The 26,662-nt window shown below is 67.3% G+C and carries 24 protein-coding genes and 2 pseudogenes; 17 read left to right on the forward strand and 9 right to left on the reverse strand.

Features of this window, described 5'->3' with window-relative positions; genetic code table 11:
• Window positions 1–95 precede the first annotated feature (95 nt).
• Window positions 96–3,182: a choice-of-anchor U domain-containing protein gene (locus ATI37_RS11675; RefSeq protein ID WP_198665514.1), complete on the forward strand. Its 3,087-nt coding sequence runs from the start codon at window positions 96–98 to the stop codon at window positions 3,180–3,182.
• Window positions 3,183–3,311: 129 nt separating this feature from the next.
• Here ATI37_RS11675 and metK read toward each other — a convergent pair whose 3' ends face one another.
• Window positions 3,312–4,490 (reverse strand): methionine adenosyltransferase, encoded by a 1,179-nt coding sequence (gene metK / locus ATI37_RS06320; RefSeq protein WP_232822517.1) that lies wholly within the window; start codon window positions 4,488–4,490, stop codon window positions 3,312–3,314.
• Window positions 4,491–4,577: 87 nt separating this feature from the next.
• Here metK and murI point away from each other — a divergent pair, with 87 nt between their 5' ends.
• Window positions 4,578–5,351 (forward strand): glutamate racemase, encoded by a 774-nt coding sequence (gene murI, locus ATI37_RS06325; RefSeq protein ID WP_117237619.1) that lies wholly within the window; start codon window positions 4,578–4,580, stop codon window positions 5,349–5,351.
• A gap of 207 nt (window positions 5,352–5,558) precedes the next feature.
• Here murI and ATI37_RS11680 read toward each other — a convergent pair whose 3' ends face one another.
• Entirely contained in the window at window positions 5,559–6,821 is a 1,263-nt protein-coding gene (locus tag ATI37_RS11680) for a hypothetical protein (protein WP_198665515.1), read from the reverse strand.
• 192 nt (window positions 6,822–7,013) lie between these two features.
• On the opposite strand from ATI37_RS11680, the gene ATI37_RS06335 reads away from it, so the two are divergent.
• The 11 genes and pseudogenes from ATI37_RS06335 to ATI37_RS06380 all read left to right on the forward strand — a co-directional run bounded on the left by ATI37_RS06335 (window position 7,014) and on the right by ATI37_RS06380 (window position 17,416).
• A complete protein-coding gene (locus tag ATI37_RS06335) occupies window positions 7,014–7,658 on the forward strand; it encodes an LOG family protein (RefSeq protein WP_117237620.1) in 645 nt (214 codons plus the stop codon).
• 5 nt (window positions 7,659–7,663) lie between these two features.
• Window positions 7,664–8,275 (forward strand): RdgB/HAM1 family non-canonical purine NTP pyrophosphatase, encoded by a 612-nt coding sequence (rdgB, locus tag ATI37_RS06340; RefSeq protein ID WP_198665516.1) that lies wholly within the window; start codon window positions 7,664–7,666, stop codon window positions 8,273–8,275.
• A 201-nt stretch (window positions 8,276–8,476) separates the two neighbouring features.
• On the forward strand, window positions 8,477–9,673 hold the full coding sequence (locus tag ATI37_RS06345) for a sugar ABC transporter substrate-binding protein (protein ID WP_117238542.1): 1,197 nt from the start codon (window positions 8,477–8,479) through the stop codon (window positions 9,671–9,673).
• A 57-nt stretch (window positions 9,674–9,730) separates the two neighbouring features.
• Window positions 9,731–11,059, forward strand: a complete 1,329-nt coding sequence (locus ATI37_RS06350) for an ABC transporter permease subunit (RefSeq protein WP_117237622.1) — start codon at window positions 9,731–9,733, stop codon at window positions 11,057–11,059.
• On the forward strand, window positions 11,060–12,379 hold the full coding sequence (locus ATI37_RS06355; RefSeq protein WP_117237623.1) for a sugar ABC transporter permease: 1,320 nt from the start codon (window positions 11,060–11,062) through the stop codon (window positions 12,377–12,379).
• 4 nt (window positions 12,380–12,383) lie between these two features.
• Window positions 12,384–12,497, forward strand: a pseudogene (locus tag ATI37_RS12050) (nucleotidyltransferase); the annotation flags it as partial.
• A 28-nt stretch (window positions 12,498–12,525) separates the two neighbouring features.
• The gene (locus tag ATI37_RS12055) at window positions 12,526–12,678 is read left to right on the forward strand and encodes a nucleotidyltransferase family protein (RefSeq protein WP_232822533.1); all 153 of its coding nucleotides are present in this window, start codon (window positions 12,526–12,528) and stop codon (window positions 12,676–12,678) included.
• Window positions 12,675–13,010 carry a HepT-like ribonuclease domain-containing protein gene (locus ATI37_RS06365; protein WP_117237624.1) on the forward strand — a complete coding sequence of 112 codons (336 nt, stop codon included), beginning with the start codon at window positions 12,675–12,677 and terminating at the stop codon, window positions 13,008–13,010. The genes ATI37_RS12055 and ATI37_RS06365 overlap by 4 nt, the downstream gene beginning before the upstream one ends.
• On the forward strand, window positions 13,007–14,719 hold the full coding sequence (locus tag ATI37_RS06370; protein ID WP_198665517.1) for a glycoside hydrolase family 13 protein: 1,713 nt from the start codon (window positions 13,007–13,009) through the stop codon (window positions 14,717–14,719). Before ATI37_RS06365 ends, ATI37_RS06370 begins: the two co-directional genes overlap by 4 nt.
• 5 nt (window positions 14,720–14,724) lie before the next feature.
• Complete coding sequence (locus ATI37_RS06375) at window positions 14,725–15,033, forward strand: hypothetical protein (RefSeq protein ID WP_232822458.1); 309 nt, start codon at window positions 14,725–14,727, stop codon at window positions 15,031–15,033.
• 124 nt (window positions 15,034–15,157) lie between these two features.
• Window positions 15,158–17,416 carry an endonuclease MutS2 gene (locus tag ATI37_RS06380; protein WP_117237626.1) on the forward strand — a complete coding sequence of 753 codons (2,259 nt, stop codon included), beginning with the start codon at window positions 15,158–15,160 and terminating at the stop codon, window positions 17,414–17,416.
• Here the strand turns inward: ATI37_RS06380 and ATI37_RS06385 are convergent.
• A complete protein-coding gene (locus ATI37_RS06385) occupies window positions 17,400–17,834 on the reverse strand; it encodes an intermediate filament family protein (RefSeq protein ID WP_117237627.1) in 435 nt (144 codons plus the stop codon). The genes ATI37_RS06380 and ATI37_RS06385 overlap by 17 nt on opposite strands.
• Window positions 17,835–17,864: 30 nt before the next feature.
• Window positions 17,865–18,266 (reverse strand): acyl-CoA thioesterase, encoded by a 402-nt coding sequence (locus ATI37_RS06390; RefSeq protein ID WP_117238544.1) that lies wholly within the window; start codon window positions 18,264–18,266, stop codon window positions 17,865–17,867.
• 57 nt (window positions 18,267–18,323) lie between these two features.
• Here ATI37_RS06390 and ATI37_RS06395 point away from each other — a divergent pair, with 57 nt between their 5' ends.
• Together ATI37_RS06395 and ATI37_RS06400 are read left to right on the forward strand one after the other, a co-directional pair.
• Complete coding sequence (locus ATI37_RS06395) at window positions 18,324–20,015, forward strand: M3 family oligoendopeptidase (protein ID WP_117237628.1); 1,692 nt, start codon at window positions 18,324–18,326, stop codon at window positions 20,013–20,015.
• A 188-nt stretch (window positions 20,016–20,203) separates the two neighbouring features.
• Window positions 20,204–20,656, forward strand: coding sequence for an arsenate reductase ArsC (locus ATI37_RS06400; RefSeq protein ID WP_117238545.1), 453 nt, complete (start codon window positions 20,204–20,206; stop codon window positions 20,654–20,656).
• Here ATI37_RS06400 and ubiE read toward each other — a convergent pair.
• Window positions 20,651–21,352, reverse strand: coding sequence for a bifunctional demethylmenaquinone methyltransferase/2-methoxy-6-polyprenyl-1,4-benzoquinol methylase UbiE (gene ubiE / locus ATI37_RS06405; protein ID WP_117237629.1), 702 nt, complete (start codon window positions 21,350–21,352; stop codon window positions 20,651–20,653). The two genes, ATI37_RS06400 and ubiE, sit on opposite strands and share 6 nt — an antisense overlap.
• A 44-nt stretch (window positions 21,353–21,396) precedes the next feature.
• Here ubiE and ATI37_RS06410 point away from each other — a divergent pair.
• Both ATI37_RS06410 and ATI37_RS06415 read left to right on the forward strand, forming a co-directional pair.
• Window positions 21,397–23,231: pseudogene (locus ATI37_RS06410) on the forward strand (ABC transporter permease).
• Window positions 23,228–24,139: an ABC transporter permease gene (locus tag ATI37_RS06415; protein ID WP_117237631.1), complete on the forward strand. Its 912-nt coding sequence runs from the start codon at window positions 23,228–23,230 to the stop codon at window positions 24,137–24,139. The pseudogene ATI37_RS06410 and the gene ATI37_RS06415 overlap by 4 nt, the downstream one beginning before the upstream one ends.
• Here ATI37_RS06415 and ATI37_RS06420 read toward each other — a convergent pair.
• Genes ATI37_RS06420 through ATI37_RS06435 form a run of 4 tightly spaced genes read right to left on the reverse strand, consistent with a single transcriptional unit; the run spans window position 24,127 to window position 26,660 of the window.
• Window positions 24,127–24,390 carry a hypothetical protein gene (locus tag ATI37_RS06420; protein WP_117237632.1) on the reverse strand — a complete coding sequence of 88 codons (264 nt, stop codon included), beginning with the start codon at window positions 24,388–24,390 and terminating at the stop codon, window positions 24,127–24,129. The genes ATI37_RS06415 and ATI37_RS06420 overlap by 13 nt on opposite strands.
• A gap of 7 nt (window positions 24,391–24,397) precedes the next feature.
• Window positions 24,398–25,165, reverse strand: a complete 768-nt coding sequence (locus tag ATI37_RS06425; protein WP_117237633.1) for a PSP1 domain-containing protein — start codon at window positions 25,163–25,165, stop codon at window positions 24,398–24,400.
• Entirely contained in the window at window positions 25,162–25,971 is an 810-nt protein-coding gene (locus ATI37_RS06430) for a DNA polymerase III subunit delta' (protein WP_117237634.1), read from the reverse strand. The genes ATI37_RS06425 and ATI37_RS06430 overlap by 4 nt, the downstream gene beginning before the upstream one ends.
• Window positions 25,938–26,660: a metallophosphoesterase family protein gene (locus tag ATI37_RS06435; protein ID WP_117237635.1), complete on the reverse strand. Its 723-nt coding sequence runs from the start codon at window positions 26,658–26,660 to the stop codon at window positions 25,938–25,940. Before ATI37_RS06435 ends, ATI37_RS06430 begins: the two co-directional genes overlap by 34 nt.
• Between the last annotated feature and the right edge of the window lie 2 nt (window positions 26,661–26,662).

Genomic DNA, 26,662 nt, shown 5'->3' on the forward strand with positions numbered 1-26,662 from the left:
CCCCCTCTACCCGCCAGGGGGCGTTTAAGGGTTTTGTAAGCCCCCCTGAGGAGGATGGAGGTATGGACCCTGGGGGTCCCGGAAAGGAGGCAAGGATGCGTATAGGTGCTTGGTATGGGTTCTTGACGGGTCTAGCCCTCCTCCTCGCCGCCTGCAGCGGGGGGGCACCCCCTCCGGACCTCACCCTAGCCGGGGTGAGCCCGAACAACCCCACCGTGGCCCAGGGAAGCAGCCTCCCCCTCACCCTCACCTTCACCTCTCAGAACGGCTTCCAGGGGCAGGTTTCCCTGAGCGTGACGGAGAACGGCCAGGCCCCCCCCTGGCTCACCTTCTCCCCCACCAGCGCCAGCCTGAACGTGCCCAGGGGAGGCCAGGCCCAGGTGACCCTCCAGGTCCAGGTGGCGAGGAACGCCCCCACGGGGCCGCACAGCTTGAGCCTCCGGGCCACTTACGGGGAGAGGTCGGCAGAGCGGAGCCTCACCCTCAACGTGACCCCGCCCCCCGACTTCGCCATCGCCCTCAACCCCGATAGCCTCACCGTGCAGCAGGGGAGTAGCGGCACGGTTCAGCTCACCCTCACCCCCCAGAACGGCTTCACGGGGACGGTGAACCTGTCCCTGGTGGCGGGGCAGGACCCGGTACCCCAGGGGCTTTCCCTCTCCCCCACCAGCCTCACCGTTTCCGGATCCAACCCCTTGACCCGGGACCTGACCCTCACCGCGGGGGCCACCACGCCCACGGGCATCTACCGGCTGAAGGTGCGGGCCACGGGAGGGAACGTCACCAAGGACGCGGAGCTCACCGTCACGGTGAGCGCCTCCTCGGGCGGTGGCGGCGGCTCCAACAGCGGCACGGTGAACACTCCCGGGGGCCAGGTGGGGATGGGCCTGCAGGGGGGCACCTTCACCCAGGGCCCCACCTACCAGAGCGTGACCCCACCCGAGGGCTTCCAGGCTCCCTACGGGGCCATCGCCTTCACCGCCCAGGTTCCCCAGGGCGGGACCCTCACCGTGACCCTCACCTTCCCCCAGGCCATTCCCCAAGGGGCGGTCCTGAGGAAGTTCGTCAACGGCACCTGGCGGGAGGTTCCCGGGGCCCAGTTCTCGGGGAACACGGCCACCTATCAGGTGAGGGACGGCGGAGATTTGGACGCCGACGGGCAGGCCAACGGCCAGATTGTGGACCCGGTGGCCTTGCTCACCCCCTCCCCCGACTTCACCCTCAGCCTCAACCCCGATAGCCTCACCATCCAGCAGGGGGGCAGCGGCACCACCCAGCTCACCCTCACCCCGCAGGGGGGCTTCACAGGGCCGGTGAACCTGAGCCTGGTGGACGGGAACGGGAACCCGGTCTCCGGGATTAGCCTCTCCCCCACCACGGTGAGCGTGTCTGACCCCAACAACCCTGTAACCCCGGACCTCACTGTCAACGTGGCCAGCAGCGTGGCCCCGGGGAGCTACAACCTGCAGGTCCGAGCGGTCTCGGGGAGCCTGACCAAGACGGCGGGCCTGAGCCTCACGGTGACCGCTCCGCCCCCGCCACCCACCTTCACCCTCTCCGACCCCAACCCCAACCCCCTCTCCGTCTCCCAGGGGAGCACGGCCACCTTCGGGGTGACCCTGGTCTCCCAGAACGGCTTCCAGGGGGAGGTCAACCTGAGCCTGGCCGACGGGCAAGACCCCCTGCCCCAGGGCCTGGCCATCACCGCCACCAACCCCTCCCCCATCATCCTCCAGGCCGGGGGGAGCGTGACCGTGACCGCCACCGTCAGCGCCGGGCAGGGAGTGGACCCGGGCACCTACCGCCTCAAGGTCCGGGCCCAGGGGGAAGGCGTGGTCCAGGAGAAGCCCCTCAGCGTTCAGGTGGTCCTGCCCCCGACCTTTGACCTCGGCCCTGTGAGGGACATCAATGGCCGGGAGGGCGTTGTCACCACCCGCCGCGACCCCTCGAACCGGCTAAACAATAGCGTGTACTTCACCATCACCCCTCGGAACGGCTTCCAGGGGCAGGTGGACCTCTCCCTGGTGGACGAAGGGGGCAACCCGGTGCCCGGGCTGAGCCTTGACCCGGCGAGCGTGAACGTGACGGGCACCCAGACCTTTAGCGTCTATGTTCTGGCGGATAACAACATCCCCCTCTTTGGCGCGGGCAAGGGATACGCGGTGCGGCTGAGGGCCCGCTCGGGGGACATCGTGCGGGAACAGCCCCTCACCGTGGATGTGTGGACCAGGGTCGGGGGAGCCAACCTCAACTTCCAGCGGGTGGCCTATGGCAATGGGATCTTTGTAATAGCTGGGACCAATGGCTACGACCAGCGCACGCGGGCGTATGTCTACAACCCGCAGGACGGGAGCTTTACCAAAACCTTTGATGCCGGTCCAGAGGTTTGTGGCTGGCTTAGTGATGTGGCCTACGACCCCGCTCACAGAACTTGGGTAGCGGTGGGGGGAGGAACCGGGCTTGTCATCGTCTCCACCGACAATGCCCAGACTTGGCAAATCGTCTTTGGGGCCAAAGATCCAAACCGACACTGTTCACAACAGTACGACGGCAGAGAAATGCCCTTAGAGAGAGTTCGCTTCGTCAACGACCGCCTCTGGGCTTGGTATACCGGCGGCATGAACCCACAGCGCCTCTACTTCTCCCAGGATGGGGGCTACACCTGGAACTTCATTTCCCTTCCCATACCCTCAGGATACCAAGAGCTCGTGATCAGGGGTCTCACTTTCGGCCAGGGGAAGTACGTGGCAGTAGGGGAGATTAAAAGATCTGATGGACCTGACTACCCTATGCTGGCCATCTCTCCAAATGGTACCAATTGGAATGTGATGCCCCTGGACACTCCCCAAACCCCATGGGGTAGAAGCTTCCCTACGGACATCCTCTACGTCCCCGACTGGGACAAGTTCGTGATGGTGGGCGACCCTGACTTGGTGGCCACCTCCTCCGATGGGGTGAACTGGAGCTTTCATAATATCCAGGGCCAGTTCGCTAGCCTGGCCTACGGCAACGGGGCGGTGGTGGCGGGGAGCGGGAGCTTCCCAATTGTAGTTGTCTCCACCGATGGGCAGAACTGGCGGGTCGTGCCAACCGGATGCCCCGACGCCGCCGCTATGTCTGTAGCCTTCGGTAGCGGCATCTTCGCCCATACCAGCGCTTGGGGGTTTTGCACATCCCCTTGAGCGCGCCGGTAAAGCGGGGGCGGGGCGCCCCGCCCCCGTTTTCCGCCGGGAAGAGAAGGGCCCGAGAAGGCGCTGAGGGCGCGCCTGGGGCGGCCTGTTTGGGCCAGGGGCGGGTACCTGGAGGTGAGGCTAAAGCCCCGCTTCCCGCCTTAAGGCCTCCACCCGATCGGTTTCCTCCCAGGGGAAGCCCGCCCGGCCGAAGTGGCCGTAGGCGGAGGTGGGGGTGTAGATGGGCCTGAGGAGGTCCAGCTCCTCAATGATGGCCAGGGGCCTGGGGTCAAAGACCCTCCGGACGATCTCGGTGAGCTTCTCATCGGGCAAAACCCCGGTGCCAAAGGTCTCCACCCGCAAGGACACGGGCCTCGCCTTGCCGATGGCGTAGGCGAGCTCCACCAAAGCCCTCTTCGCAAGCCCCGCCGCCACCAGGTTCTTGGCCATGTAGCGGGCGTAGTAGCTGGCGGAGCGGTCCACCTTGGTGGGGTCCTTACCGCTGAAGGCCCCGCCCCCGTGGGGCACCGCCCCCCCGTAGGTGTCCACGATGATCTTGCGCCCCGTGAGGCCGGTGTCCGCGTGGGGGCCGCCCAGGATGAAGCGGCCCGAGGGGTTGATGAGGTACTCCGTCTCCCCCTCCTTGAGGTACTCCGCGGGGATGGCCTGGCGCACCACCTCCCGGATCAGGTCCTCCCGAAGCTGGTCCTGCTCCACCTCGGGGGAGTGCTGGGCCGAGACCACCACGGTCTTCACGTAAAGGGGCCTATCCCCTTCGTAGACCACGGTGACCTGGGCCTTGCCGTCGGGGCGGAGGTAGGGGAGGAGGCCCGTCTTCCGCACCTCGGCCAGGCGCATGGTGAGGCGGTGGGCCAGGGTGATGGGAAGGGGCATGAGCTCCGGGGTCTCGTCGGTGGCGTAGCCGAACATGAGGCCCTGGTCCCCGGCCCCCACACGGTCCAGGGGATCGGTGGACTTGAGGACCCGCCACTCGTAGGCCAGGTTCACGCCTCCGGCGATGTCCGGGGACTGCTCGTCTATGGCGGTGAGGACGGCGCAGGTGTCGGCGTCAAAGCCGTACTTGGCCCGGGTGTAGCCCACCTCCCGCACCGTTTTGCGCACCAAGCCGGGGATGTCCACGTACCCCTCGGTGGTGATCTCCCCCGCCACGAAGACGAGCCCCGTGGTGACCAGGGTCTCCGCCGCCACCCGGGCCTTCTTGTCCTGGGCGATGAGGGCGTCCAGGATGGCGTCGGAGATCCGGTCCGCCAGCTTGTCGGGGTGCCCTTCCGTGACCGATTCAGACGTGACCAGCCGCAACTTGCGCACCTCCTTAGACACCTGCCCCCTTGGGGCAACCCCGATAGTATACCACCCCCCCTCGGACGTCCAGTATGCTGGGGCCCCGTGAGGAACCCCAAGGCCCCCATCGGCGTCTTTGACTCGGGCGTGGGCGGGCTCACGGTGCTCACCGCCTTAAAGAAGGCCCTTCCCCAGGAGGATTTTCTCTACTTTGGGGACACGGCCCGGGTGCCCTATGGAGGAAAGCCCCTTTCCATGGTGCGGCGCTTCGCCTGGGAGATCGCGGGCTTTCTCCTTAGGGAGGGGGTGAAGGCCATCGTGGTGGCCTGCAACACGGCGAGCTCCGCCGCCCTTCCCGAGCTGGCGGAAGACCTCTCCGTGCCCGTCTTCGGGGTCCTGGAGCCTGCGGCGGAGGTGGCCCGGGGCTACCGGAAGGTGGGCCTCATCGGCACCCAGGCCACGGTGCGTAGCCGGGCCTACGAGCGCTACCTGGATCTCTCCTGGGCCAAGGCCTGCCCCCTCCTCGTGCCCTTGGTGGAGGAGGGGCTTTGGGACGACCCCGTGGCCCTCCTCATCGCCCGGCACTACCTCGAGGAGGCCCCGGAGGACCTCGAGGCCCTCATCCTAGGCTGCACCCACTACCCCTACCTGAAGAGGACCATCCAGGAGGTCCTGCCCCGGGTAGCCCTCATAGACTCCGCCGAGGCCACGGCGGGGCGGGTGGCCGGGGCTTTGAAGGCGGAGGGGCTTTTGAACCCGGAGGGGCAGGGGCGGGTGGTCCACTACGTCACCGGGGACCCGGAAAGCTACAGAGCCCTGGCCGAGCGCCTGGGGGTGCGGGTGGAGGCCCTGAGGCGGGTGAGCCTGGAGGAGCTCTGAGACCACCCCATGCTGGCCCAAGCCAGCATAGGGGCCCCGGTGATACCACCCCATGCCGGCTTGGGGGCCCCGGGAGAAGAACTCAAGTTGAAAAGGGTCTAATAAGAGTCTAGCGGGGAGCGGTCCGTGAGGGCGAGAGCGCTCCCCAGGAGGCCAAGGGCTAAGGGGCCGCGCTGAAGGCGGCCCCAGGCCCCAGAAACCCTCCCCTCAGGGGGAGGTAAGGATGGTGCCCTCATCCCCCACCGCCACAAAGAGACCGGACCCGTAGGTGACGCTAGAGAGGTCCCTGTCCGTCCCCGAGGACTGCTCCGTCCAGTTCACCCCGTCCGGGGAGGTGAGGACCCCGCCCGCATCCCCCACCGCCACAAAGAGGCCATTCCCGTAGGTGACGCTATAAAGCCAGTTGTTTATCCACGAGTTCTGCCACGTCCAGTTCACCCCGTCTGGGGAGGTGAGGATGGTGCCGCCATTCCCCACCGCCACAAAGAGGCCGGACCCGTAGGTGGCGCCGAAAAGCCAGTTGTTTATCCACGAGTTCTGCCACGTCCAGTTCACCCCGTCTGGGGAGGTGAGGATGGTGCCATCCCACCCCACCACTACAAAGAGGCCATTCCCGTAGGTGACGCCAGAGAGGGTCTCCCTCGTCCCCGAGTCCCGCCACGTCCAGTTCACCCCGTCCGGGGAGGTGAGGATGGTGCCCTCACCCCCCACCGCCACAAAGAGGCCATTGCCGTAGGTGACGTCCCAAAGGAGGTCGTCTATCCTCGAGACCTTCCTCGTCCTCGTCCAGTTGACCCCGTCCGGGGAGGTGAGGATGGTGCCCTCACCCCCCACCGCCACAAAGAGGCCTGACCCGTAGGTGACGCCAAAGAGGAACGTATCCGTCCCCGAGTCCCGCCGCGTCCAGTTCACCCCGTCCGGGGAGGTGAGGATGGTGCCCCCAAACCCCACAGCCACAAAGAGACCGGACCCATAGGTGACGCCCCTAAGGATCTTGTCCGTCCTCGAGCGCCGCTCCGTCCAAGTGGCACCACTGCCCGCGGCGGCCACCGTGAGGCTCAGGCTCGCCGTCCTGGTGAGGTTCCCTGAAGTGGCCCGGACCCGGAGGCTGTAGCTCCCCCTTGGCGCGCCCCTGGCCACATTGACGGTGAGGTTCAGGGTCACAGGGTTGGGGCCGGTCACGCTCACCGTGGTGGGGGAAAGTGTGACCAAGGGAACCGGGTTCCCGTTCCCGTCCACTAGGCTCAAGCTCACCGTTCCCGTGAAGCCCCCCTGCGGGGTGAGGGTGAGGGTGGTCCGCCCGCTTTCCCCCTGCCGAATGGTGAGGCTCGCGGGGTTGAGAGAGAGGGTGAAGTCCGACTGGGCCCACCCAAACCCGAAGAGGACGCAAGCGCCAAGCAGGAGGGCCAGGGAAGGGGCCAAGAACCCCCTGGCCGCCAAGGTCCGCCCAAGGAGCGAAATCCGGATCATGGGGTCACCTCCTCCTTGCCGGCAGATTAACCGCACCTTTCCAAGGTTCGCAACCCCCCTTCCCTAGAGGTTCCCAGCGAGCTTTTCTGAGCTGGCAGAGCGAAGGAAACACGAAGAAAGGGTATAACACGGCCTGGCTCGGGCCAGCGTGAAGGGCCGGGCGGGTTCCCCTCCTTAGGCTAAGCTAGGGCCATGCCCAGAAAGCCCCTCATTGACCAGCTCCACCACGAGGACAGCTGGCGGCTTTTCCGCATCCTGGCGGAGTTCGTGGAGGGCTTTGAAACCCTTTCGGAGATAGAGGTCCCCCTGGTCTCCGTCTTCGGCTCGGCCCGCTTTGGGGAGGACCACCCCGCCTACACCCTGGGCTACCGGCTGGGGAAGGCCCTGGCGGAGGCGGGTTTCGGCGTGGTCACGGGGGGTGGGCCCGGGGTCATGGAGGCGGCGAACCGGGGGGCCTTTGAGGCGGGCGGGGTGAGCGTGGGGCTTAACATAGAGCTTCCCCAGGAACAAAGGCCCAACCCCTACCAGACCCACGCCCTTTCCCTCCGCTACTTCTTCGTGCGCAAGGTCCTCTTCGTGCGCTACGCCGCTGGCTTCGTCCTCCTGCCCGGGGGGTTTGGCACCTTGGACGAGCTCGCCGAGGTTCTGGTCCTTATCCAAACCGAGAAGGTCCACCCCTTCCCCGTCTTTGTCCTGGAGCGGGGCTACTGGCAAGGACTTCTCTCCTGGATGGACTTCTTGCGGCAGGAGGGGGCCATAGGGGCCAAGGACCTCGCCCTCCTCACCCCCGTGGACACCCCGGAGGAGGTGGTGGCCGCCCTCAAGGGAGTATCCTGAAGGGGATGCGGGTCGTCCTCGCCACCGCCAACCCCGGCAAGGTGCGGGAGCTAACCTTGGGCCTAGCCCCCCTAGGCTGGACCCTCCTCTCCCTGGCGGACTTCCCCTTGCGCCTGCCCAAGGAGGAAGGGGCCACCTTCCTGGAAAACGCCCTCCTCAAGGCCGCCTACGTGGCCAAGGCCACGGGCCTCCCCGCCCTGGCGGACGACTCCGGCCTGGTGGTCCCCGCCTTAGGGGGGGAGCCCGGGGTCCATAGCGCCCGCTACGGGGGCCGGGAGACGGACCGGGAGCGGAACGTCTACCTCTTGGAGAGGATGCGCCACCTAAAGGGGGAGGAGAGGAGGGCCCTTTTCGTGGCCGTCCTGGTCCTGGCCTACCCCGACGGGCACGCCGAGGCCTACGAGGGGAGCGTGGAGGGGATGGTCCTCGAGGCCCCAAGGGGGGAGGGGGGCTTCGGCTACGACCCCCTCTTCTACGTGCCCGAAGCCGGAAAGACCTTTGCGGAGATGACCCTGGAGGAGAAGGCGCGCCACTCCCACCGGGGAAAGGCCCTTTCGGCCCTCCTCGAGGCCTACGAAAAGGGCCCCCCACCCCGGGAGATCTCCCGGTTGGAATGACCCCAAGGGCCCCCTGGCCAAGCCCTGGGATTCCCCAAAACCGGGTAGCCCCAAGGCCCCCTGGCCCGGCTAGCTCCCACGCGAGGGCGAGCCCCCTAGGGCTTGCGCCCCTGGCCAGGGTGGGTTATCCTGGGGTGCGGTTGGGGGAAAACCCGGTGGCGGAATGGCTACCAAGCCCATGGAGGTAGGAGCGTGAGGAGCATGGGAAGAGTTCTGGCCCTTTTCGCCTTAGGTCTCTCCCTGGCTTTCGCCCAGGGGAGGATCACCGTCTGGACCCACTTCCCTGGCCCCGAGCTGGAGTGGCTCAGGGCCCAGGCCCGGACCTTTGAACGGACCACGGGCACCCGGGTGGAGGTGGTGGAGGTCCCCTTTGGGGACATCAAGCAGAAGTTCCTCCTAGGGGCCCCGCAAAGGCAGGCCGCGGACGTCCTGGTCACCATCCCCCACGACTGGCTGGGGGAGATGGCCCAGGCAGGGGTCGTGGAGCCCATGGCCAGGCACGTGACCCAAGGCTACCTGGCCGACCTCGAGCCCGTGGCCGTGGAGGCCTTCACCTTCCGGGGCAGGCTCATGGGCCTGCCCGCCTTCGCGGAGAGCGTGGCCCTCATCTACAACCGGCGCTACGTGGCGCAACCCCCAAGGACCTGGGAGGAGTTCCTGAGTCTGGCCAGGAGGCACACCACCGGCACCTCCTTCGGCTTCCTCTACGATATCGGCAACCCCTACTTCAACTTCGGCTTCTTCCGGGCCTACGGGGCGGAGAACGTCTTCGCCAAGGACGCCCGGGGCAACCTGGACCCCTCTCGGCTCCTCCTGGGAGGCGAGGTGGGGGAGCGGGCCCTCCAGTTCATCAAGGACCTGCGCTTCCGGCACAACCTGGTACCCGAGGGGGTGGACTACGGGGTGGCCGACGGGGCCTTCAAGGACGGGGCCCTGGCCATGACCCTGAACGGCCCCTGGGCCCTGGGGGACTACAAGAGGGCCAGGATCGACTTCGGGATCGCCCCCTTCCCCACCCCCCCCGGGGCTAGGAACCCCTGGGGACCCTTCCTGGGGGTGCAGGGGGTGGTGGTGAACACCTACTCCCAGAACAAGACGGCCGCGGTGAACTTCGCCAAGACCCTGGTCCTGGGCAACAACCTCGTCGCCTTCAACCAGGCAGGAGGCCGCATCCCCGTGTCCAAGAGCGCGGCCAGGGCCCTGGAGAGGGACCCCGTGGTGGCGGGCTTCTCCAGGGTCTTCCCCCTGGGCACCCCCATGCCCAACATCCCCGAGATGGGCAAGGTCTGGGGCCCTTGGGGGAACGCCATCTCCCTGGCCATCCAGAGGCCGGACTCCAACGTGGGAAGGATCCTGGAAACCATGGCGCAGGAGATCCAGGCCTCCCTGGGCAGATAGGCCCCGTGCCCCTTCCCCACGGGAGCCCTTCCCCCCGTGGGGAGCCGCCTTTAGACCATGAAGCACCCCCCCGGACTCAAGGGTTTTCTTTCGGCCTTAGGCCTGCTCCTGGGGCTCCTCCTGGTCTCCACGGGGATAGGCCTTTTCGCCTACCTCCTCCTCGAGCCCTACCTGGACCTGCCGGGCTGGACCATCCTCCTCATGGCCCTCGGGCTCCTGGTACCAGCCGCGTTGGCCGTGGGCCGCCTCTTCCCTTGGCTTTCCGACTGGTACTACTTCCTCCCCGCCCTGGCCTTCCTCCTAGTCTTCACCCTCTACCCCGTCGGCCTCACCGTCTACCTGGCCTTCACCGACTACTCCGGGGCCCGTAGCGGCTTCCCCGACCGCTCCACGGAAACGGCGGTGGTGGAGCAGGAGGGCCAGAGGCTCCTCCTGGAGGAACCCGTGGAAGAGGCCCTGCGGTGCGACCCCTGCGCGGGGGAGCCCGTGGAGGTCTACGCCGAGGGACACCGCCTGCGGGCCAGGATCCTCGAGGCTGAAGGTCAGGAGCTCCTCCTGGACCGTGCCCCCCCCTTCCAGGCGGAGTTCGTGGCCAAGGTGAACGCCTTCGGCTTCGTGGGGCTCAGGAACTTCGCCTTCATCCTTTCCCAGGCCAGCCAGGCCCTCTTCCCCGTCTTCGTCTGGAACGTGGTCTTCGCTACGGGCACCGTGCTCCTAAACGCCCTCCTCGGCCTCATCCTGGGCCTCCTCCTCAACAACAAGGGCCTCAAGCTCCGGAACTTCTACCGCACGGTGCTCATCGTCTCCTGGGCCCTGCCCGGGGTCATCACCGTCCAGGTTTGGGTGGCCCTCCTCAACTACAACTTCGGGGCCATCAACCGCCTCCTGGGGGTCCTGGGGATCTACCCCATCCCCTGGCTCACCGACCCCGACTGGGCCAAGGTGGCCATCCTCCTGGTGAACCTCTGGCTGGGCTTCCCCTACATGATGACGGCCACCTTGGGGGCCCTTTCCACCATCCCCGACGAGCTCTACGAGGCGGCCAAGGTGGACGGGGCCACCCCCTGGCAGACCCTCCTTGGCATCACCCTTCCCCTTCTGGAAAAGCCCATGGTGCCCATCCTCCTCTCCTCCTTCGCCTTCAACTTCAACAACTTCTACATCATCTACCTACTCACCGGGGGAGGGCCGGCCCAGGAAGGGCGCCTAGCCACGGCCCAGGCCACGGACATCCTCATCTCCTGGGCCTTCAAGACCGCCTTCAGCGCCGAGGGGCAGTCCGCCTACGGCCTGGGGGCGGCCATCAGCCTCCTCATCTTCGCCATCACCGTGGCCATCAGCCTGGTGAACTTCCGGGTCACCGGGGCCCTGAGGGAGGTGAGGTAGATGCGGAAGGTCCTGGCCTTGCTCCTCACCGGCCTCGCCCTCTACGGGGTCTACTGGTTCGCAGCCCACCGCCTCTTTGACGAGGGCTCCTACCGCAGGCAGGCGGCCTTCGGCAGCGTCTTCGTCCCCTACGGCTGGGCCTACGCCTTGGGCTTCCTCCTCCTCCTGGTCCTCCTCATCCTCCTCTACAGCCTGGTCTACACCGCCCTCGCGAACCGCCTGAAGGGGAGGCGGAAAAGCCCCTGGCCCCTCTTCCTCCAGGGGGTCACCCACCTCTTCCTCTGGGTCCTCATCCTCCTCGTCTACTACCCGGTGGTCCAGGTGGTGGCCGCCAGCTTTGACCCCACCAACAACCTCTTCAGCTTCAGGAGGCCCGACACGGGCTTTCTGCTCCTGGACGCCAAGGTCATCCCCTACCTGCCCGAGCCCTCCTTGGAAAACTACGCCAAGCTGGTGGAGGGGGTCGTCTTCTACCCCTACCAGCTGGGCCTCCTCCTCCTCTCGGGCCTGGCCCTCTTGGGTGTGGCGGGGATTGGGCTTCTCCGCCGCTTCCTCCCGGAGGAGGGCTGGATGGACCTTTGGCAGGGGAGGCTCCTCCTCCTGATGGCCCTTGGGGTCTTCGCCCTGGCCCTCACCCTTTCCCCCAAGCAGTTCACCGGACAGGGCACGGAGGCCAAGTTCCTCCTGTGGGTGCGGAACACCTTCCTCATCTCCGGGCTCACGGGGCTTCTCGCCGTTCTCCTGACGGCCACGGCGGGCTACGCCTTCGCCCGCTTCCGCTACCTGCCCGGGCGCTACCCCCTCCTCCTCTTCTTCATCTTCGTGCAGATGTTCCCGGGATTTCTGGCCCTGGTGGCCATCTTCTACCTCCTCTCCCGCCTGGACCTCCTGAACACCTTCACCGGCCTGGTCCTGGCCTACTCCGGGGGGATCGTCAGCTTCGGCACCTGGGTGTACAAGGGCTACCTGGAGAGCATCAGCCCCAGCCTCGAGGAGGCGGCCATGGTGGACGGGGCCAGCAAGTGGCAGGTCTTCACCAAGATCCTCCTCCCCCTCTCCGCTCCCATGTTCGTCTTCATCTTCCTCCTCCAGTTCGTGGGCACCTACTCGGAGTTCATCCTGGCCAACCTGGTCCTCACCGGGGTGGAAAGCTGGAACGTGGGCGTGGGGCTTAGGAGCTTCACCGCCGGGCAGTTCCAGACCAAGTGGGGCCTCTTCGCCGCGGCCAGCGTCCTGGGCTCCCTGCCCATCCTCTTCCTCTTCTACGGCTTCCAACGGTACTTCGTCTCGGGCTACACGGCGGGGGCCGTGAAAGAATAAGGCCATGAACCTGGAGAGCCTCAGGGCCAGAAGGGAAGCCATTCTCGGCCTCTGCGCCCGCCACGGGGCGAAAGAGGTAAGGGTCTTTGGCTCCGTGGCCCGGGGAGAGGCCCGCCAAGACAGCGACCTGGACCTCCTGGTCCTTTTTGAAGAGGGGCGCTCCCTCCTCCCTCCTAGACCATGTCCGGCTCAAGCTGGCCCTCGAGGACCTCCTGGGGATGCCCGTGGACGTAGTCAGCGAAGGGGGCCTTTCGCCTCGGATTAGGGAGTGGGTCCTAAAGGAGGCCATCCCTCTATGAGGGAGCCCAAGGAGCGGCTTGCGGACATCCTCGAGGCCATCGCCCGCATAGAGCGCTACGCGGCTATAGGCCGCGAGCGTTTCCTCGAGGACGAGTTGATCCAGGTCTGGGTGGTCCACCACCGGAAACGCATCGGCGAAGCTGCGGCTCGCCTGGGGAGGGGTTTCCACGAGGCCCATCCTGGGCTTCCCTGGCGGGAGATGGTGGCCATGCGCAACCTGCTGGTGCACGAGTACTTCAGCGTGGATCTGGAAGAAGTGTGGCAAACCGTGGTCCGGGATCTCCCCTTTCTCAAGGCCCAGATAATCCAGCTTCTGGAGGAGATCTCTTGAACTACCACGACCTCGAGCACCTCTCCCCCGCCTTCCCCCGCCTGGGGGAGGAGGTGGAGATCTTCCTGGAAACCGGGGCCGAGGAGGGGCTTCTCCTCTACGAGAAGGGCGGGGAGGTCCTGCAAAGGCCCCTGGCCAAGGCCCCTGGGGGGCTCAAGGCCAGGGTGGCCGTGGCCCAAAGCCCCTTCCGCTACCTCTTCCGCCTCCCCGAGGGGTACCTGGGAAGCCACGGCCTGGAGAAGGCCCTCCCCCGCTACGACCGCTTCTTCCACCTACTCCCCGAGCCCCTTCCCCCCGAGTGGGCCCTGGGGGCGGTCTTCTACCAGATCTTCCCCGACCGCTTCCGCCAGGGGCGAAAAGGGCTCGCCCCCGAGGACGGGGCCTGGCTTTACGGGGGGAAGCCCATCCGCAAGAAGGCCTGGCACGAGCCCCCGGGCCCCGAGGGCTCCCGGGAGTTCTACGGGGGGGACCTGTGGGGGGTCCTCGAGGCCCTCCCCTACCTAGAGGAGCTGGGGGTGGAGGCCCTCTACCTCACCCCCATCTTCCAAAGCCCTTCTAGCCACCGCTACGACACCGAGGACTACCTGCAGGTGGACCCCCACCTGGGGGGGGAGGAGGCCCTAAGGGCCCTCTACCAGGCCCTCGAGGCCCGGGGGATGCGGCTCATCCTGGACGGGGTCTTCAACCACATCGGGGCCACCCACCCCTGGTTCCAGAAGGCCCTAGAGGACCCCACGAGCCCCGAGCGGGGGATGTTCACCTTCTACCCCGACGGCACCTACGCGAGCTTTTGGGGCGTGAAGCAGATGCCCAAGCTGGACTACGCCTCCCCCCTGACCCAGGAGCGCTTCGTGTGGGGCAAGGAGGCCCCCATCCGCCACTGGATGCGCCTCTGCCACGGCTTTCGGCTGGATGTGGCCCATGCCCTCGGGGAAGGGGGGACCAGCCGCAAGAACGCCCGCTGGCTCCGGGCCCTGGCCCGGGCCGCCAAGGAGGAAAGGGAGGAGGCCCTCGTCTTCGGGGAGCTCTCCTACGACGCCGTCCCCACCCTTCGGGCCCACACCCTGGACGGGGCCATGCACTACGCCGGCTTCGCCCACCCGGTCATGGCCTGGCTCTCGGGGCGGGACGTCCACGGCCACCCCGTGGAGCTTGCGGCTGAGGAGGTCTGGCAGGTCCTCCACGACCACTACGCCGCCCTGCCCTTACAGCTCCGCCACAGCATGTACACCCTCCTCTCCTCCCACGACATCCCCCGGGCCCTTTGGCGGCTTAGGGGGGACAAGGGGGTCTACCAGCTGGCCTACGCCCTCCTCTTCGCCTTCCCGGGAAGCCCTGCCCTCTACTACGGGGACGAGATCGGCCTCTCCCAGCCCAACCCCTACGGGGTCTGGGCGGGGGACCCCTACTGCCGCGCCCCCTTCCCCTGGGACCAGGGAGTCTGGGACCAGGACCTCCTCCGCTTCGTGAAGCGCCTCGCCCACCTCAAAAAGACCCACCCGGCCCTCCGGAGGGGAGGCCTTCTGCCCCTAAGGGCCCCCAAGGGGGTCCTGGCCTTCCGCAGGCGGTGGCGGGGGAAGGAGGTCCTGGCCTACTTCGCCAAGGAGGGGGCCAGGCTTCGGGTTCCTCGGGGGGTGGACCTCCTCACGGGGGAGGAGGTGGCGGGGGAGGTGGAGGCCCGCTACCTCCTCCTGGAGCCTGTATACTGAGCCAGATGGGGCCCAGAGACTCCTTTGACCCGATGGGGCAAGAAAACCTCCTTAGGGCGGCAGAGGGCCTCCGGGGAGAGGATCCCAAAGCCCCAGGCTTCCGGAAAAGGCTCCACGCCCTCCTCCTGGAGGCCAAGGCCCGCTGGGAAAGCCTTTCCCCCGAGGAAAGGAAGCGGCTTCTCGCCCTGTTGGGAGGCCTCCTCGCCCTCCTGCCCTGGGGGAGGCTGGGGCGGATCGGGGTCCTGATCCAAGGGGCCACAAGCCCCCAGGCCCAGGTCCTCCTGCGGTTGGCCCTCAAGCTCCTAAAGCGCTAAGTGCCCATACGTTAGTTTCGCAACATGGGATGTCCAGGTGGGAGCTCTGGCAAGGCCCTTTTGGGGCCCCCGCCGCGGCGAAAGCCGCGGTGGGGTACTTAGCCCTGGGCTATACTGGACCTTTGTGCGGGATGTCCTCGAGGTCCTGGAGTTCCCCAGGGTAAGGGCCCTCCTGGCGGAGAGGGCCAAGACCCCCTTGGGGAAGGCCCTGGCCCTGGACCTAGGCCCCCTTTCCCAGGAGGAGGCGGAAAGGCGCCACGGGCTCACCCAGGAGGCCCTTGGCTACCCCTACCCCCTCCCCGAGGCGGGGGCCCTGAAGGAGGCCTGGGAAAGGGCAAAAGCGGGAGGGAGGCTTTCCGGGCCCGAGCTCCTCAGGGCAGCCCGGGCCCTGGAGGGAGCCATGGCGCTTAAGGAGGAACTCCTCCCCCTGCAAAACGCCCTGAGCCAGGTGGCGGCGGACATCGGGGACCACGAGGCCTTCCTGGACCGGATCAGGAAGGCCCTGGACGAGGAAGGGGCGGTGCGGAACGAGGCGAGCCCCCGCCTCCGGCAGGTCCGAAGGGAACTCCACCCCTTGCGCCAGGAGATCCTAAACCGCCTCTACGCCCTCATGGACCGCCACCGGGAGGCCATCCAGGACCGCTTCGTTACCGTGAGGCGGGAGCGCTACTGCATCCCCGTGCGCTCCGGCATGGCCCACAAGGTCCCCGGCCTCCTCCTGGACGAGTCCGAGTCCGGGGCCACTCTCTTTATAGAGCCCCTATCCGTGGTCAAGCTCAACAACCGCCTCTACGCCCTAAGGCTCCAGGAAGAGGAGGAGGTGAACCGCATCCTGAGGGAGCTCTCGGAGCGCCTGGCCGAGGACCCTGGGGTGCCGGGGACCCTGGAGGCCCTGGCCCTTCTGGACCTCGTCCAGGCCCAGGCGGCCCTAGCCAGGGACCTGGGGCTTTCCCGTCCCCGCTTCGGCGAGGGCTACGCCCTGGAGGAGGCCTTCCACCCCCTCATAGAGAATCCGGTGAAGAATAGCCTCGCCCTGGACGAAACCCACCGGCTCCTCCTCCTCTCCGGCCCCAACATGGGGGGGAAGACGGCCCTCCTGAAGACCCTGGGCCTGGCCCTCCTCATGGCCCAGTCCGGCCTCTTCGTGGCCGCAAGGAAGGCCACCTTGGCCTGGCCCGACCGGATCTACGCCGACATCGGGGACGAGCAGTCCCTCCAGGAAAACCTCTCCACCTTTGCCGGGCACCTGAAGCGCCTCAAGGAGATGCTGGAGGGGGCCACGGAGAAAAGCCTCGTCCTCATAGACGAGCTCGGGAGCGGCACCGACCCCGAGGAGGGGGCGGCCCTCGCCCAGGGCATCCTCGAGGCCCTCCTGGAGCGGGGCGTCAAGGGGATGGTCACCACCCACCTCTCCCCCCTGAAGGCCTTCGCCCAGGGGCGGGAGGGGATCCTGAACGCTTCCATGCGCTTTGACCTGGAAAGCCTCAAACCCACCTACGAGCTCGTCCTAGGGGTGCCGGGGCGGAGCTACGCCCTTTCCATCGCCCGGAGGCTCGCCCTGCCCGAGGCGGTCCTGAGGCGGGCTGAGGCCCTCCTTCCCGAGGGGGGCCGGCTGGAAGCCCTCCTGGAGAAGCTGGAGGCCGAGCGCCTGGCCCTCTTGGAGGAAAAGCGCCGCCTCCAGGAGGCCCTGGAGGAGGCCGAGGCCCTGAGGCAGGAGCTTTTGGCCAGGGAAAGGGGCTTCGCCGAGGAAAGGGAAAGGCGCCTTAGGGCCCTGGAGGAGGAGGTGCGGAGGCGGCTTCTCCAGGCGGAAGCGGAGATCAAGGCCCTTAAGGAGAAAGCCCGGACCCAGGGCAAGCGGGACGCCCTGAGGGAGCTCATGGCCTTGAGGGAGCGCTACGCCAAGAAGGCAGAGCCCTCGCCACCCCCCCCGGGCCTCGCCCTGGGACAGGCGGTGGAGGTGCCCTCCTTGGGCAAAAGGGGCAAGGTCTTGGAGCTCAGGGGAGAGGAGGCCCTGGTCCAAGTGGGCCCGGTGAAGATGAGCCTCAAAGCCGGGGAGCTCAAACCCCTTCCCCAGGAAGCCCAGCCCAAGCCCCTCCCCCTCAAGCCCCGCCGGGAGGGGCGGGAGGTGGACCTAAGGGGCCTCACCGTGGAGGAGGCCCTGCTGGAGGTGGAGGGCGCCCTGGAGGAGGCCAAAGCCTTGGGCCTTCCCACCCTCCGCCTCCTCCACGGCAAGGGCACCGGGGCCCTGCGCCAGGCCATCCGGGAGGCCTTGCGGCGGGACAAAAGGGTGGAGGCCTTCGCCGACGCACCCCCCCACGAGGGGGGACACGGGGTCACGGTGGTGGTCCTAAAGGGGGGATTTCTCCCTAGCGCAAGAGGGTAAGCACCCCTAGAACCACGGCTATGGCCGTGAAGTAGAGCATGGCCTTGTTGAAGGCCGTGTTGATCTCCGCCCTCACTTCCTGGCGAAGCCCGGAAACCTCCGCCCTCACCTCCTGGCGCAGGCCGTCCATCTCCTGCCGGAGGCCAGCGATCTCCGCCCGCACTTCCTGGCGCAGGCCGTCCATCTCCTGCCGGAGGCCAGCGATCTCCGCCCGCACTTCCTGGCGCAGGCCGTCCATCTCCTGACGAAGCCCGGAGATCTCCGCCCTCACCTCCTGGCGCAAGCTGGCCATCTCCGCCTTCACCTCTTGGCGGAGAAGATCCATCCTCGCCTCCAGGGCGGATACCCGGTCGGGGAGGACGGCCATCACCCCCTCCACGATGCCCTCCAGCTTGTAGAGGCGTTCTTCTACGGTCATCTGGCTCTTAGGATAGCAAAACCCACCCCCCTAAAGAGGCCTTCCCTCCATTTGGGCGATGCGATCCCGCACCTCCTGGGGAAGGGGAGCAGGCCTTCCCCCTTCCAGCCAAACCTGAACGGTTTTGCCCCGGGCCGCCTCCTCTCCCCCCGCCCGCACCAGGTACTCCATCTCAAAGCTGGAGCGACCCAGGCGCACCACCCTCACCCCTACCTCCACGGGATCTTCCAGAAGGATGGGCCTCAGGAAGTCCACCTCCGCCCGGGCCAGGATGAAGTGCCCTTTCTCCAGCCAGTCCCTTTTTAGCCGAGAAAAGTAGGCCACCCGGGCCATCTCCAAGTAGGTCAGGTAAACGGCGTTGTTCACGTGCCCCAAAGCGTCCAGGTCGCGGAAGCGCACCTCTATGGGGACCACCACGGGAAAGCCTTCCACGGGAAAAGAGCTTACCATCTCCCAGCCTCTGACCCACGGGTCAGGTAGAGTAGGGGCATGACCGAGACCACCTGGGACCTGACCCCCCTCTTCCCTAGCTTGGAGAGCCCGGAGTTCCAAAGGGCTTGGGAGGGCCTAAGGGCCCGCATCGACGGGCTCAAGGACCTCCTGGAACGGGAGGCCCCCCTTTCCGAGGTACTCTCCGCCCTGGACATCCTCCTCGAGGAGGCCCTTCCCCTCCACGCCTACCTCTACGCCCGCTTCAGCGCCGACACGGGAGACGAAGCCGCCTTGGCCAAGCTCTCCGAGCTGGAGGTTCTCTTCTTGGACTATCAACGCCTGAGGCCCCGACTCACCCGCTATCTGGCCCTCAAGGAACCAGAGGAGGCCGGCCCTTACCGCCTTCTGGTGGAGGAGGCCAAGGAGGAGGCCCTCCACATGATGCCCGAGGGGGAGGAGACCCTGGCGGCCGAGCTCTCCCTCTCCGGGCGGCGGGCCTGGGCCAAGCTCCACGAGAACCTCACGAGCCAGATCACCGCGGTGGTGGACGGGGAGGAGATGCCCATCAGCAAGGTGCGCAACCTCTACCTCCGCCCCGAGGAGGAGGTGCGCAAGAAGGCCTACAGGGCAGAGCTTCTGGCCTGGGAAGGGCACGAGGTGCCCCTGGCCTACGCCCTGAACGGCGTGAAGGGGGAAGCGGTGGTCCTGAACCGGAGGCGGGGCTACAAGGACGACCTCGAGCCCTCCCTCCTGCAAAACCGCATCACCAGGAGGGCCCTTTCCGCTATGCAGGAGGCGGTGAAGGAAAGCCTTCCCCTTTTCCGGCGCTACTACCTCCTGAAGGCCAAGGCCCTGGGCAAGGAAAGGCTGGATTTCTACGACCTCTTTGCCCCCATCGGCCAGGGGCGGCGTTGGACCCTGGAAGAGGCCCGAAGCTTCCTTGTGGAGAAGCTTTCCGCCTTCTCCCAAAACGCCGCCCAGGTGGCCGAGGCCGCCTTCCTTGAGCGCTGGATGGACCTCCTGCCCCGCAAGGGCAAGGTGGGCGGGGCCTACTGCATGCCCAGAGGTGGGGGAAAGAGCCTCATCCTGGCCAACTACGAGGAGAGCTTCGAGTCCCTTTCCACCCTGGCCCACGAGCTGGGCCACGCCTACCACAACTTCGCCCTGGCCCGGGTCCCCGCCTCCCTGCGGGACGTACCCATGACCCTGGCGGAAACGGCCAGCATCATGAACGAGACCCTGGTGGTGGAGGCCGCCCTCAAGGAGGCCTCCCCCGAGGAGGGTCTTCTCATCCTGGACGCCTACCTCCAGGGGGCGGCCCAGGTGGTGGTGGACATATATAGCCGCTTCCTCTTTGAGTCCCGGGTGTTCCAAAAGAGGGGGGCCCGGGAGCTCTCCCCTAGGGAGTTCAAGGAGCTCATGGTGGAAGCCCAGAAGGCCGCCTACGGGGAAGCCCTGGCCTCCTTCCATCCCTACATGTGGGCGGTGAAGGGGCACTACTACGGCGCGGACTTCTACAACTACCCCTACACCTTCGGCCTCCTCTTCGGCCTGGCCCTCTACCGCGAGGCCAAGGAGGACCCCGCCTTTATGGAACGCTACGAAACCCTCCTATCCGAGTCCGGCATGCGCAGCGCCAAAGAGCTCGCGGGCCGCTATGGCTTTGACCTGGAAAGCCCAGAGTTCTGGCGGAAGGGCCTGAAGGTTCTGGCCGAGAAGGTGGAGGCGCTGGAGGGTCGCCTTGCCTGAGTGCCCGCACGGGAACTTGGCGACACGATGGCCAGCTCCGCCGCCAGAGCAGGCTTTTCCTGGGACCCCACTGCGGCTTTTGCCAGGTGGGGTACTTGGGTTGCCCCATCCTGGCCCAGGCCAGGATGGGGCAACCCAAAGGAGAGGCCCTGACCTTCCCCTGGCCCGAGGGAAGTATCCTTGAGAGGATGCGTCTCCTTGTCCTTTGCACCCACAACTCCGCCCGAAGCCAGATGGCCGAGGCCTGGCTCAGGCACTATGCCCAGGCGCTGGGGGTGGACCTCGAGGTCCACTCCGCGGGCACGGAGAAAACCTTCGTCAAGGAAGAGGCCAAAAGGGTGATGGCCGAGGTGGGCCTGGACCTCTCGGGCCACTCCTCCAAGACCCTCTTGGAGGTCCCCGACCCCTGGGATTTTGACTTGGTCCTCACCGTCTGCGACCAGGCCAAGGAGGCCTGCCCCGCCTACCCCGCCAAGACCCTGAAGCGCCACGCCTCCTTTCCCGACCCCTCGGGCAAGCCCCTGGACGAGTGGCGAAAGGTGCGGGACGCCCTGGGGCGGATGAGCCTTTACCTGGTGGAGAACCTAAAGGCGGGGCGCATCCCCTCGGATGGGGCTCTGAAGGAGGCTAGCGGCCTATAGGTCCCCTATGTGGAGCGCCGCCACCCCGAAGGTGAGGAGCTCGTAGCGCACGCGAAACCCCGCCTCCTCCATGAGGGCCTTCAGGGCCTCGGGCTCCGGAAAGGCCTCCACGCTCTCCGGCAGGTAGCGGTAGGCGCCATAGCTCCCGGAAATGAGCCCCCCCAAAAAGGGCAGGACCCTTTGGAAGTAGACCCGGTAGACCAGGCCAAAAACCCCCTTGGGGGGCGGGGGAAACTCCAGGATCAAAAGCCTCCCCCCAGGGGAGAGGACCCGGACAAGTTCCTCCAGGGCCTTCCGGTAGTCGGCGAAGTTGCGGAAACCGAAGGCGATGGTGACGGCGTCAAAGCTGCCGTCAGGAAAGGGCAGGGCCAGGGCGTCCGCCTCCTGGAAGGCCACCTCTAGCCCCTGGGAAAGGGCCTTCCTGCGAGCGATCTCCAACATGGGCGGGGCGAAGTCCACCCCCACCACCTCCGCCTCTGGGGCAGCCCTCTTCAGGAGGAGGGCCAGGTCCCCCGTGCCCGTGGCCAGGTCCAGGATGCGCTTGGGCCCCTTCTCCAAGGCCAGGGCCACCGCCCGCCTACGCCAGCGGAGGTCGGCCCCAAAGGAGAGCAGCCGGTTCAGGAGGTCGTAGCGGGGGGCGATCTCCGAGAACATCCGCTGTACCCGCCTGGCCTTTTCCTCGGGTGGAGCCGCCACGAGGGGAAGTCTAGCACCCCTAGGGGTAGGGTACAATCGGGCACGTGCGAAGGGACCATAAACGCATGGGGCTCCTTGTGCTCCTGGGGGGGGCGTTACCCTCCTCCTCTGGTACCTGGCCCCTTGGGCCGTGCCCCACCGGCTCTTCGGCGGCGAGGGGGTCCTCCTCAACCCCTTTGGCCACCACCTGCCCCAAGGAAGCCTTCCCCAAGGCTACCGGGACACCTGGCTCCTTTGGGCCTTTTCCCTCTCCTTGGGCTGGCTCCTCCTCAGCCTGGCCCTGCCCTGGAGGGCAGGGCCCAGGGGGGTCTACCTGGCGGGCGCCTTGGGCCTTGGGCTTTTCCTCTTGGTCTACACCCTCTTCCAGGGAAGCGTGGCTCAGGTGAATTCAGGGGCGGAAAGCCCCCCCCTGAGGCGATACAGCCTGGGCCTGGGGAGCTACGCTACCCTGGCCTTTAGCCTCTACCTCCTCCTCTTGGCCCGGGTCTTCTCCCCCGGGGGGCTGGGCTTCCTGGTGCGGCGGCGGGGGGTGGTGGTCCCCCTCTTCTCTCTGCTCCTGGCCTCCCTTCTAGGGGGGGTCATCGTGTCCATTCTGAGCCAGAGCCCGGGGGAAGCCCAAAATCTCAGGGAGAGCCTCATGCTCAGGCTAGACCTGATCACCTACACCTACCAGCTCCTCTTTAGTCCCTTGGTGAGCCCATCGGGGTTCCTGCAGAGCCTCCTCTTGGCCACCCCTCTGATCTTCACCGGGCTCGCCGTGGCCCTGGGCTTCCGGGGGGGCCTCTTCAACATCGGGGCCCCGGGGCAGCTCATCATGGGGGCCATCGCCGCCATGCTGGTGGGGGTTTACCTGCCTGGGCCCCGGTGGCTGATCCTGCCCCTGGCCGTCCTGGCCGCCGCCTTAGGCGGGGGGCTCTGGGGGGCCCTGGTAGGCTGGCTCAAGGCCCGATTCGGGGCCCACGAGGTCATCAACACCATCATGTTCAACTACATCGCTGTAAGCCTCTTCCTCTTCCTCATCTCCGCCAACGAGTACAGGTTCTTCGGATACACCCTTTACCTCCCCTTCAAGTACCCCGGGTTTGAGGCTCGCAGCTACGAGATCCGCCCCGAGGCCCGCATCCCCCACTGGACGGACCTGGTGGCCCCCGGCGGGGAGCTTTCCTTCGCCCTGCCCCTGGCCTTCCTCCTGGGCCTTTTGGGCTACTTCCTGGTGCGGAAGAGCCTGGGCCACCGGGTCCTCCTGGGCCTCCTCCTCGGGGTGGCGGGGTACGGGGTGGGGGGGCTTCTCCCCGGGGTGCCCCTGAGCCTCGGCCCCGACCTCACCTCGGTGCGCCTCAATGGGGCCTTTCTCCTCGCCCTCCTCGCCCTCCTCTTCTTCCACTTCTACGTGTTCCGTAGCGTGGGGGGGTACGAGCTCAGGGCCATGGGCCTCGCCCCCAAGGCGGCGGAGTATGGGGGGGCGATGGCGGGGAGGCGAATCGTCCTCACCATGTTCCTGGCTGGGGCCCTCGCGGGCTTGGCCGCCACCCATTACGTCCTGGGCGGGGGGATTGACGAGTACCGCCTGAAGCAGGCCCTGCCCTACTCCGTGGGGTTTGACGGCATCGCCGTGGCCCTTATGGGGCAGAACACCCCCCTTGGGGTGGGTCTGGCCGCCTGGCTTTTCGGCATCCTCCTCACCGGGGGGCTGCAGGTAAACCTGCAGCTTGGGATCAGCCGGGAGCTGGTGGCGGTCCTGCAGGCCCTCATCGTCCTCTTCATCGCCGCCGGGGGCTTCTTGCCCCGCTACTTCACCGATCCCCTGAGGGCTGCGGAGGTGGAGCTCAAGGAGGAAGCCCGCAAGGAGGAAGCCCTGAAGGAGGAGGTGCGCCGATGAACCTGGAAACGGCCTTCTGGATCGCCCTCTTCTTCTCTACCTTGCGCCAGACCACGCCCCTGCTCTTCGCCGCCCTGGGAGGGATGTTCTCCGAACGGGGCGGGGTGGTGAACATCGCCCTCGAGGGCATCATCCTCTTCGGGGCCCTCACGGCGGTGGTGGTCGTGGAGCGGTTTGAGGCTGCCCTGGGTCCTGGGCCCCACCCCTGGCTGCCCTGGCTGGGGGTCCTCTCGGCCATGGCCGTGGGGGGCCTGGTGGCCGCCGTGCACGCCGTGGTCTCCATCAAGTACCGGGCGGACCAGATCATCAGCGCCACCGCCATCAACCTCCTGGCCCTGGGGGCCCCGAGCCTGGTCCTCACCTACTTCTACGGGAACGCCACCAACTCCAACGAGGTGGCGAACCGCCTCCCCCTCTTCCTGGGCCTCTCCCCCCTGGTCTATCTGGCCTTCCTCCTGGTGCCCTTGACCTGGTGGGTCCTCTTCAAGACCCCCTTTGGCCTGCGCCTCCGGGCCGTGGGGGAGCACCCCGAGGCCGCGGACACCCTGGGGGTCAAGGTCTACCGCCTGCGCTACACCGGGGTCATCCTCTCGGGGGTCCTGGCGGGCTTGGCGGGGGCCTACCTTTCCATCGGCTTCCTCAACCAGTTCGTGCGGGGCATGTCCGCAGGGCTTGGCTTCATCGCCCTGGCGGCCATGATCTTCGGCAAGTGGCACCCCTTGGGCATCCTCTTCTCCACTCTCCTCTTCGGCTTCGCCAACGCCCTCGCCATCCAGCTCCAGGGCACGGACATCCTGCCCGCCGTCTTGGTCCAGGCCTTTCCCTACGTGGTCACCGTCTTGGTCCTGGCGGGGTTCATCGGCAGAAGCCGTCCCCCAGCGGCAGTGGGCAAGCCCTACGAGAAGTAGACCGCTTTCCTGAGCCGCCCCAGGCGGTAGGAGAGCCTGAGGCGGCTCCCATCTTGGAAGCGGAGCTCCACCCCGCCCCGGAAGAGGGCAAAGTGGAGAAGCCCCTCGGGCAGGACCCCCTGGGCGAAGCGGGCGTGGGCGTCCTGCCTCAGGTACAAAAACCCTTCCTCCAACCACACCTGGGCCTCGGTGCCCTGGCGGTTCAGGCTCAAGCGGCGAAGCCTTCGGGCCAGGGCCTCCGCCTGGGTCATCAGGACCTCATTGGAGCTCCTCCTTGGCCACCTCGAGGCTCCTCCCCTCCTCCAGCAGGAGCTCCACCGTCCCCTTGAGGGGATTCACCTTCTGCACTTTGCCGCAGACCCCCGCCTTGGTGCAGACCCGGGCGTTCCTCCGGGGAAGCTCCGAAAGGAGCTCCTGGTAGACGGGGTGCTCGTAGGCCAGGCAGCAGAGGAGGCGGCCGCAGGGCCCGGAGATCTTCTCGGGGGAGAGGGGAAGCCCCTGGTCCCGGGCCAGCTTGATGGACACCTGGGCGAAGCCCTGGAGCCAGGTGGAGCAGCAAGACTCCATGCCGCAGGCCCCCAACGCCCCCAGGTACTGGGCCTCCTCCCTGGGGCCCTCCGCCAGGAACTCCACCCGGGCCCCGTAGCGCTCCTGGAGCTCCCGGGTGAAGGCCCTGAGGTTCACCCGCTCCGCGGCGGCGTAGCGCACCTTGAGGTGGCGGCCGTCCAGGGTGAAGTCGCACCCCAAGACCTTGGCGGCCACCCCCTCCTCCTTGAGGCGGGCCTTCAGGTAGAAAAGGGCCTCCTCCGCCCTGGCCCTAAGCCTCGCCGCCCGGTCCAGATCCTCCTTGCTGGCCAGGCGCACCACCTCCCCCACCCCCTTCTCCGGCCTAGGGGGCGTGCGCACCCGGCCCACCTCGAGGCCCCGGCCCGTACGCACCACCACGTACGCCTCCAGGGGCGGGGCCTCCCCCTGGAAGCGAAAATACCGGAGGACGGGGGTGCGGAAGCGGACGCCTACGGTCATCCCTCTAAGTCTAAGGCCAGGCGGGCCAGGACCAGGTCCGGACTCACATAGGCCTTCAAAGCCTCCCAGGCCTCCTCCAGGGCCAGAAGGGCCCTGGGCCGCCCCCTTAGGAGGGCGTGGAGGAGGAAGAAGCCCTCTTCCTCGGCAAGGAGTTCCTGCAAGAGCCCCAGGCGCTCCAGGAGGGGGCTCTCCAAGACCCTCCTCGCCACCTCTAGCCTCCCCTGGAAGGCCAGGGGGTCAGAAAGGGCCCGAAGCAGGCGGCCCGGGGCCCCGGCAGCGTAGGCCAGGAGGTCCGGGTCCTGGGTCAGGGTCCGAAGCCTCTCCTCGGGAACCGGGCCGAAGGCCACCTCCAGGGCCCGGCTGGCCAGGGTGGGGAGGAGGGTCTCCCGGCCTGGGGCGATGAGGATCAGGCGCCCATAGGAAGGGGGCTCCTCCAAAAGCTTCAGGAGGGCGTTGGCCGCGGCCTCGGTGAGGAGGTGGGCCGCGTCCAGGATGGCCACCTTGACCCGCTCCCGGGGGTAGCTCTGGAACCAGGCGAAGAGGGGCTCCACCTCTTCGAGGCGCACCTCGGCCTCCCCCCTCAGGCCCCCCTCCCTGGGCCCGATCTCCAGGAGGTCGGGGTGGGCCTCCAGAGGGGGCGGGGGGAAGCCCCGGTTGAGGCCCACGGCGTACCAGCGGGCCACGGGGCGCCTTCCCACCCCTTCGGGGCCGGAGAAGAGGAGGGTGGCGGCCTGGAGCTTGGGAAGGAGCTCCAGGATGGCCTCGTGGCCGATTATTCCCCCAGGGTGAGCCGGGTATGGAGCCACTGGGGAAACCCCTCCTCCAGTAGGCGCTTTCGGACGGCCTCCAGGTCGTAGCCCACCCGGTGGAACTCCAGGCGGCTCCCCTCCCAAAGGGCGAAGGCCGCCCCCGGAACCCCGTCCCGGGGCTGGCCCACAGATCCGGGATTGGCCAGGGCCCGCACCGTGGGAGGGAGGACGAGCTCCCCCCCTTCGGGAAAGGCCTGGTAGCGTACCCAGGGCTTGGGCCCCGAAAGCTCCAAAAAGGCCCCCGCCAGGTGGGTGTGCCCGTGGAGGGTGAGGCGGGCCTCGGTGCAGGCGAAGGCCTCCCGGGCCAGGAAGAGGTCGTCCAGGTACTCCAGGGGATCGCAGGGACTCCCGTGGACGAGAAGCGCCCCTTCCACCTCCTTCTGCCAGGGCCAGGAAGCGAGGAACTCCAGGTGCCTCTGGGCAAGGTGCGCCCGCTGCCAGGCCAGAATCTCCAGGACTGCTCCCTCCACCGAAAGGCGATCCAGGGCCAGAAGCCAAGCGTCGTGGTTGCCCAGGACGCAGGTGGCCCCCGAAGCCAGCAACCAGTCCAAAACCCGGTCCCCATCCGGGTAGTAGCCCACCGCATCCCCCAGGAAGAGGACCCGGTCAAAGGCCGGGGCTTCCCTTAAGACGGCTTCGAGGGCGGGCCAGTTCCCGTGGATATCGGAGAGGACCAGGTAGCGCACGG

Source organism: Thermus sediminis (assembly GCF_003426945.1).
Lineage (GTDB): Bacteria > Deinococcota > Deinococci > Deinococcales > Thermaceae > Thermus > Thermus sediminis.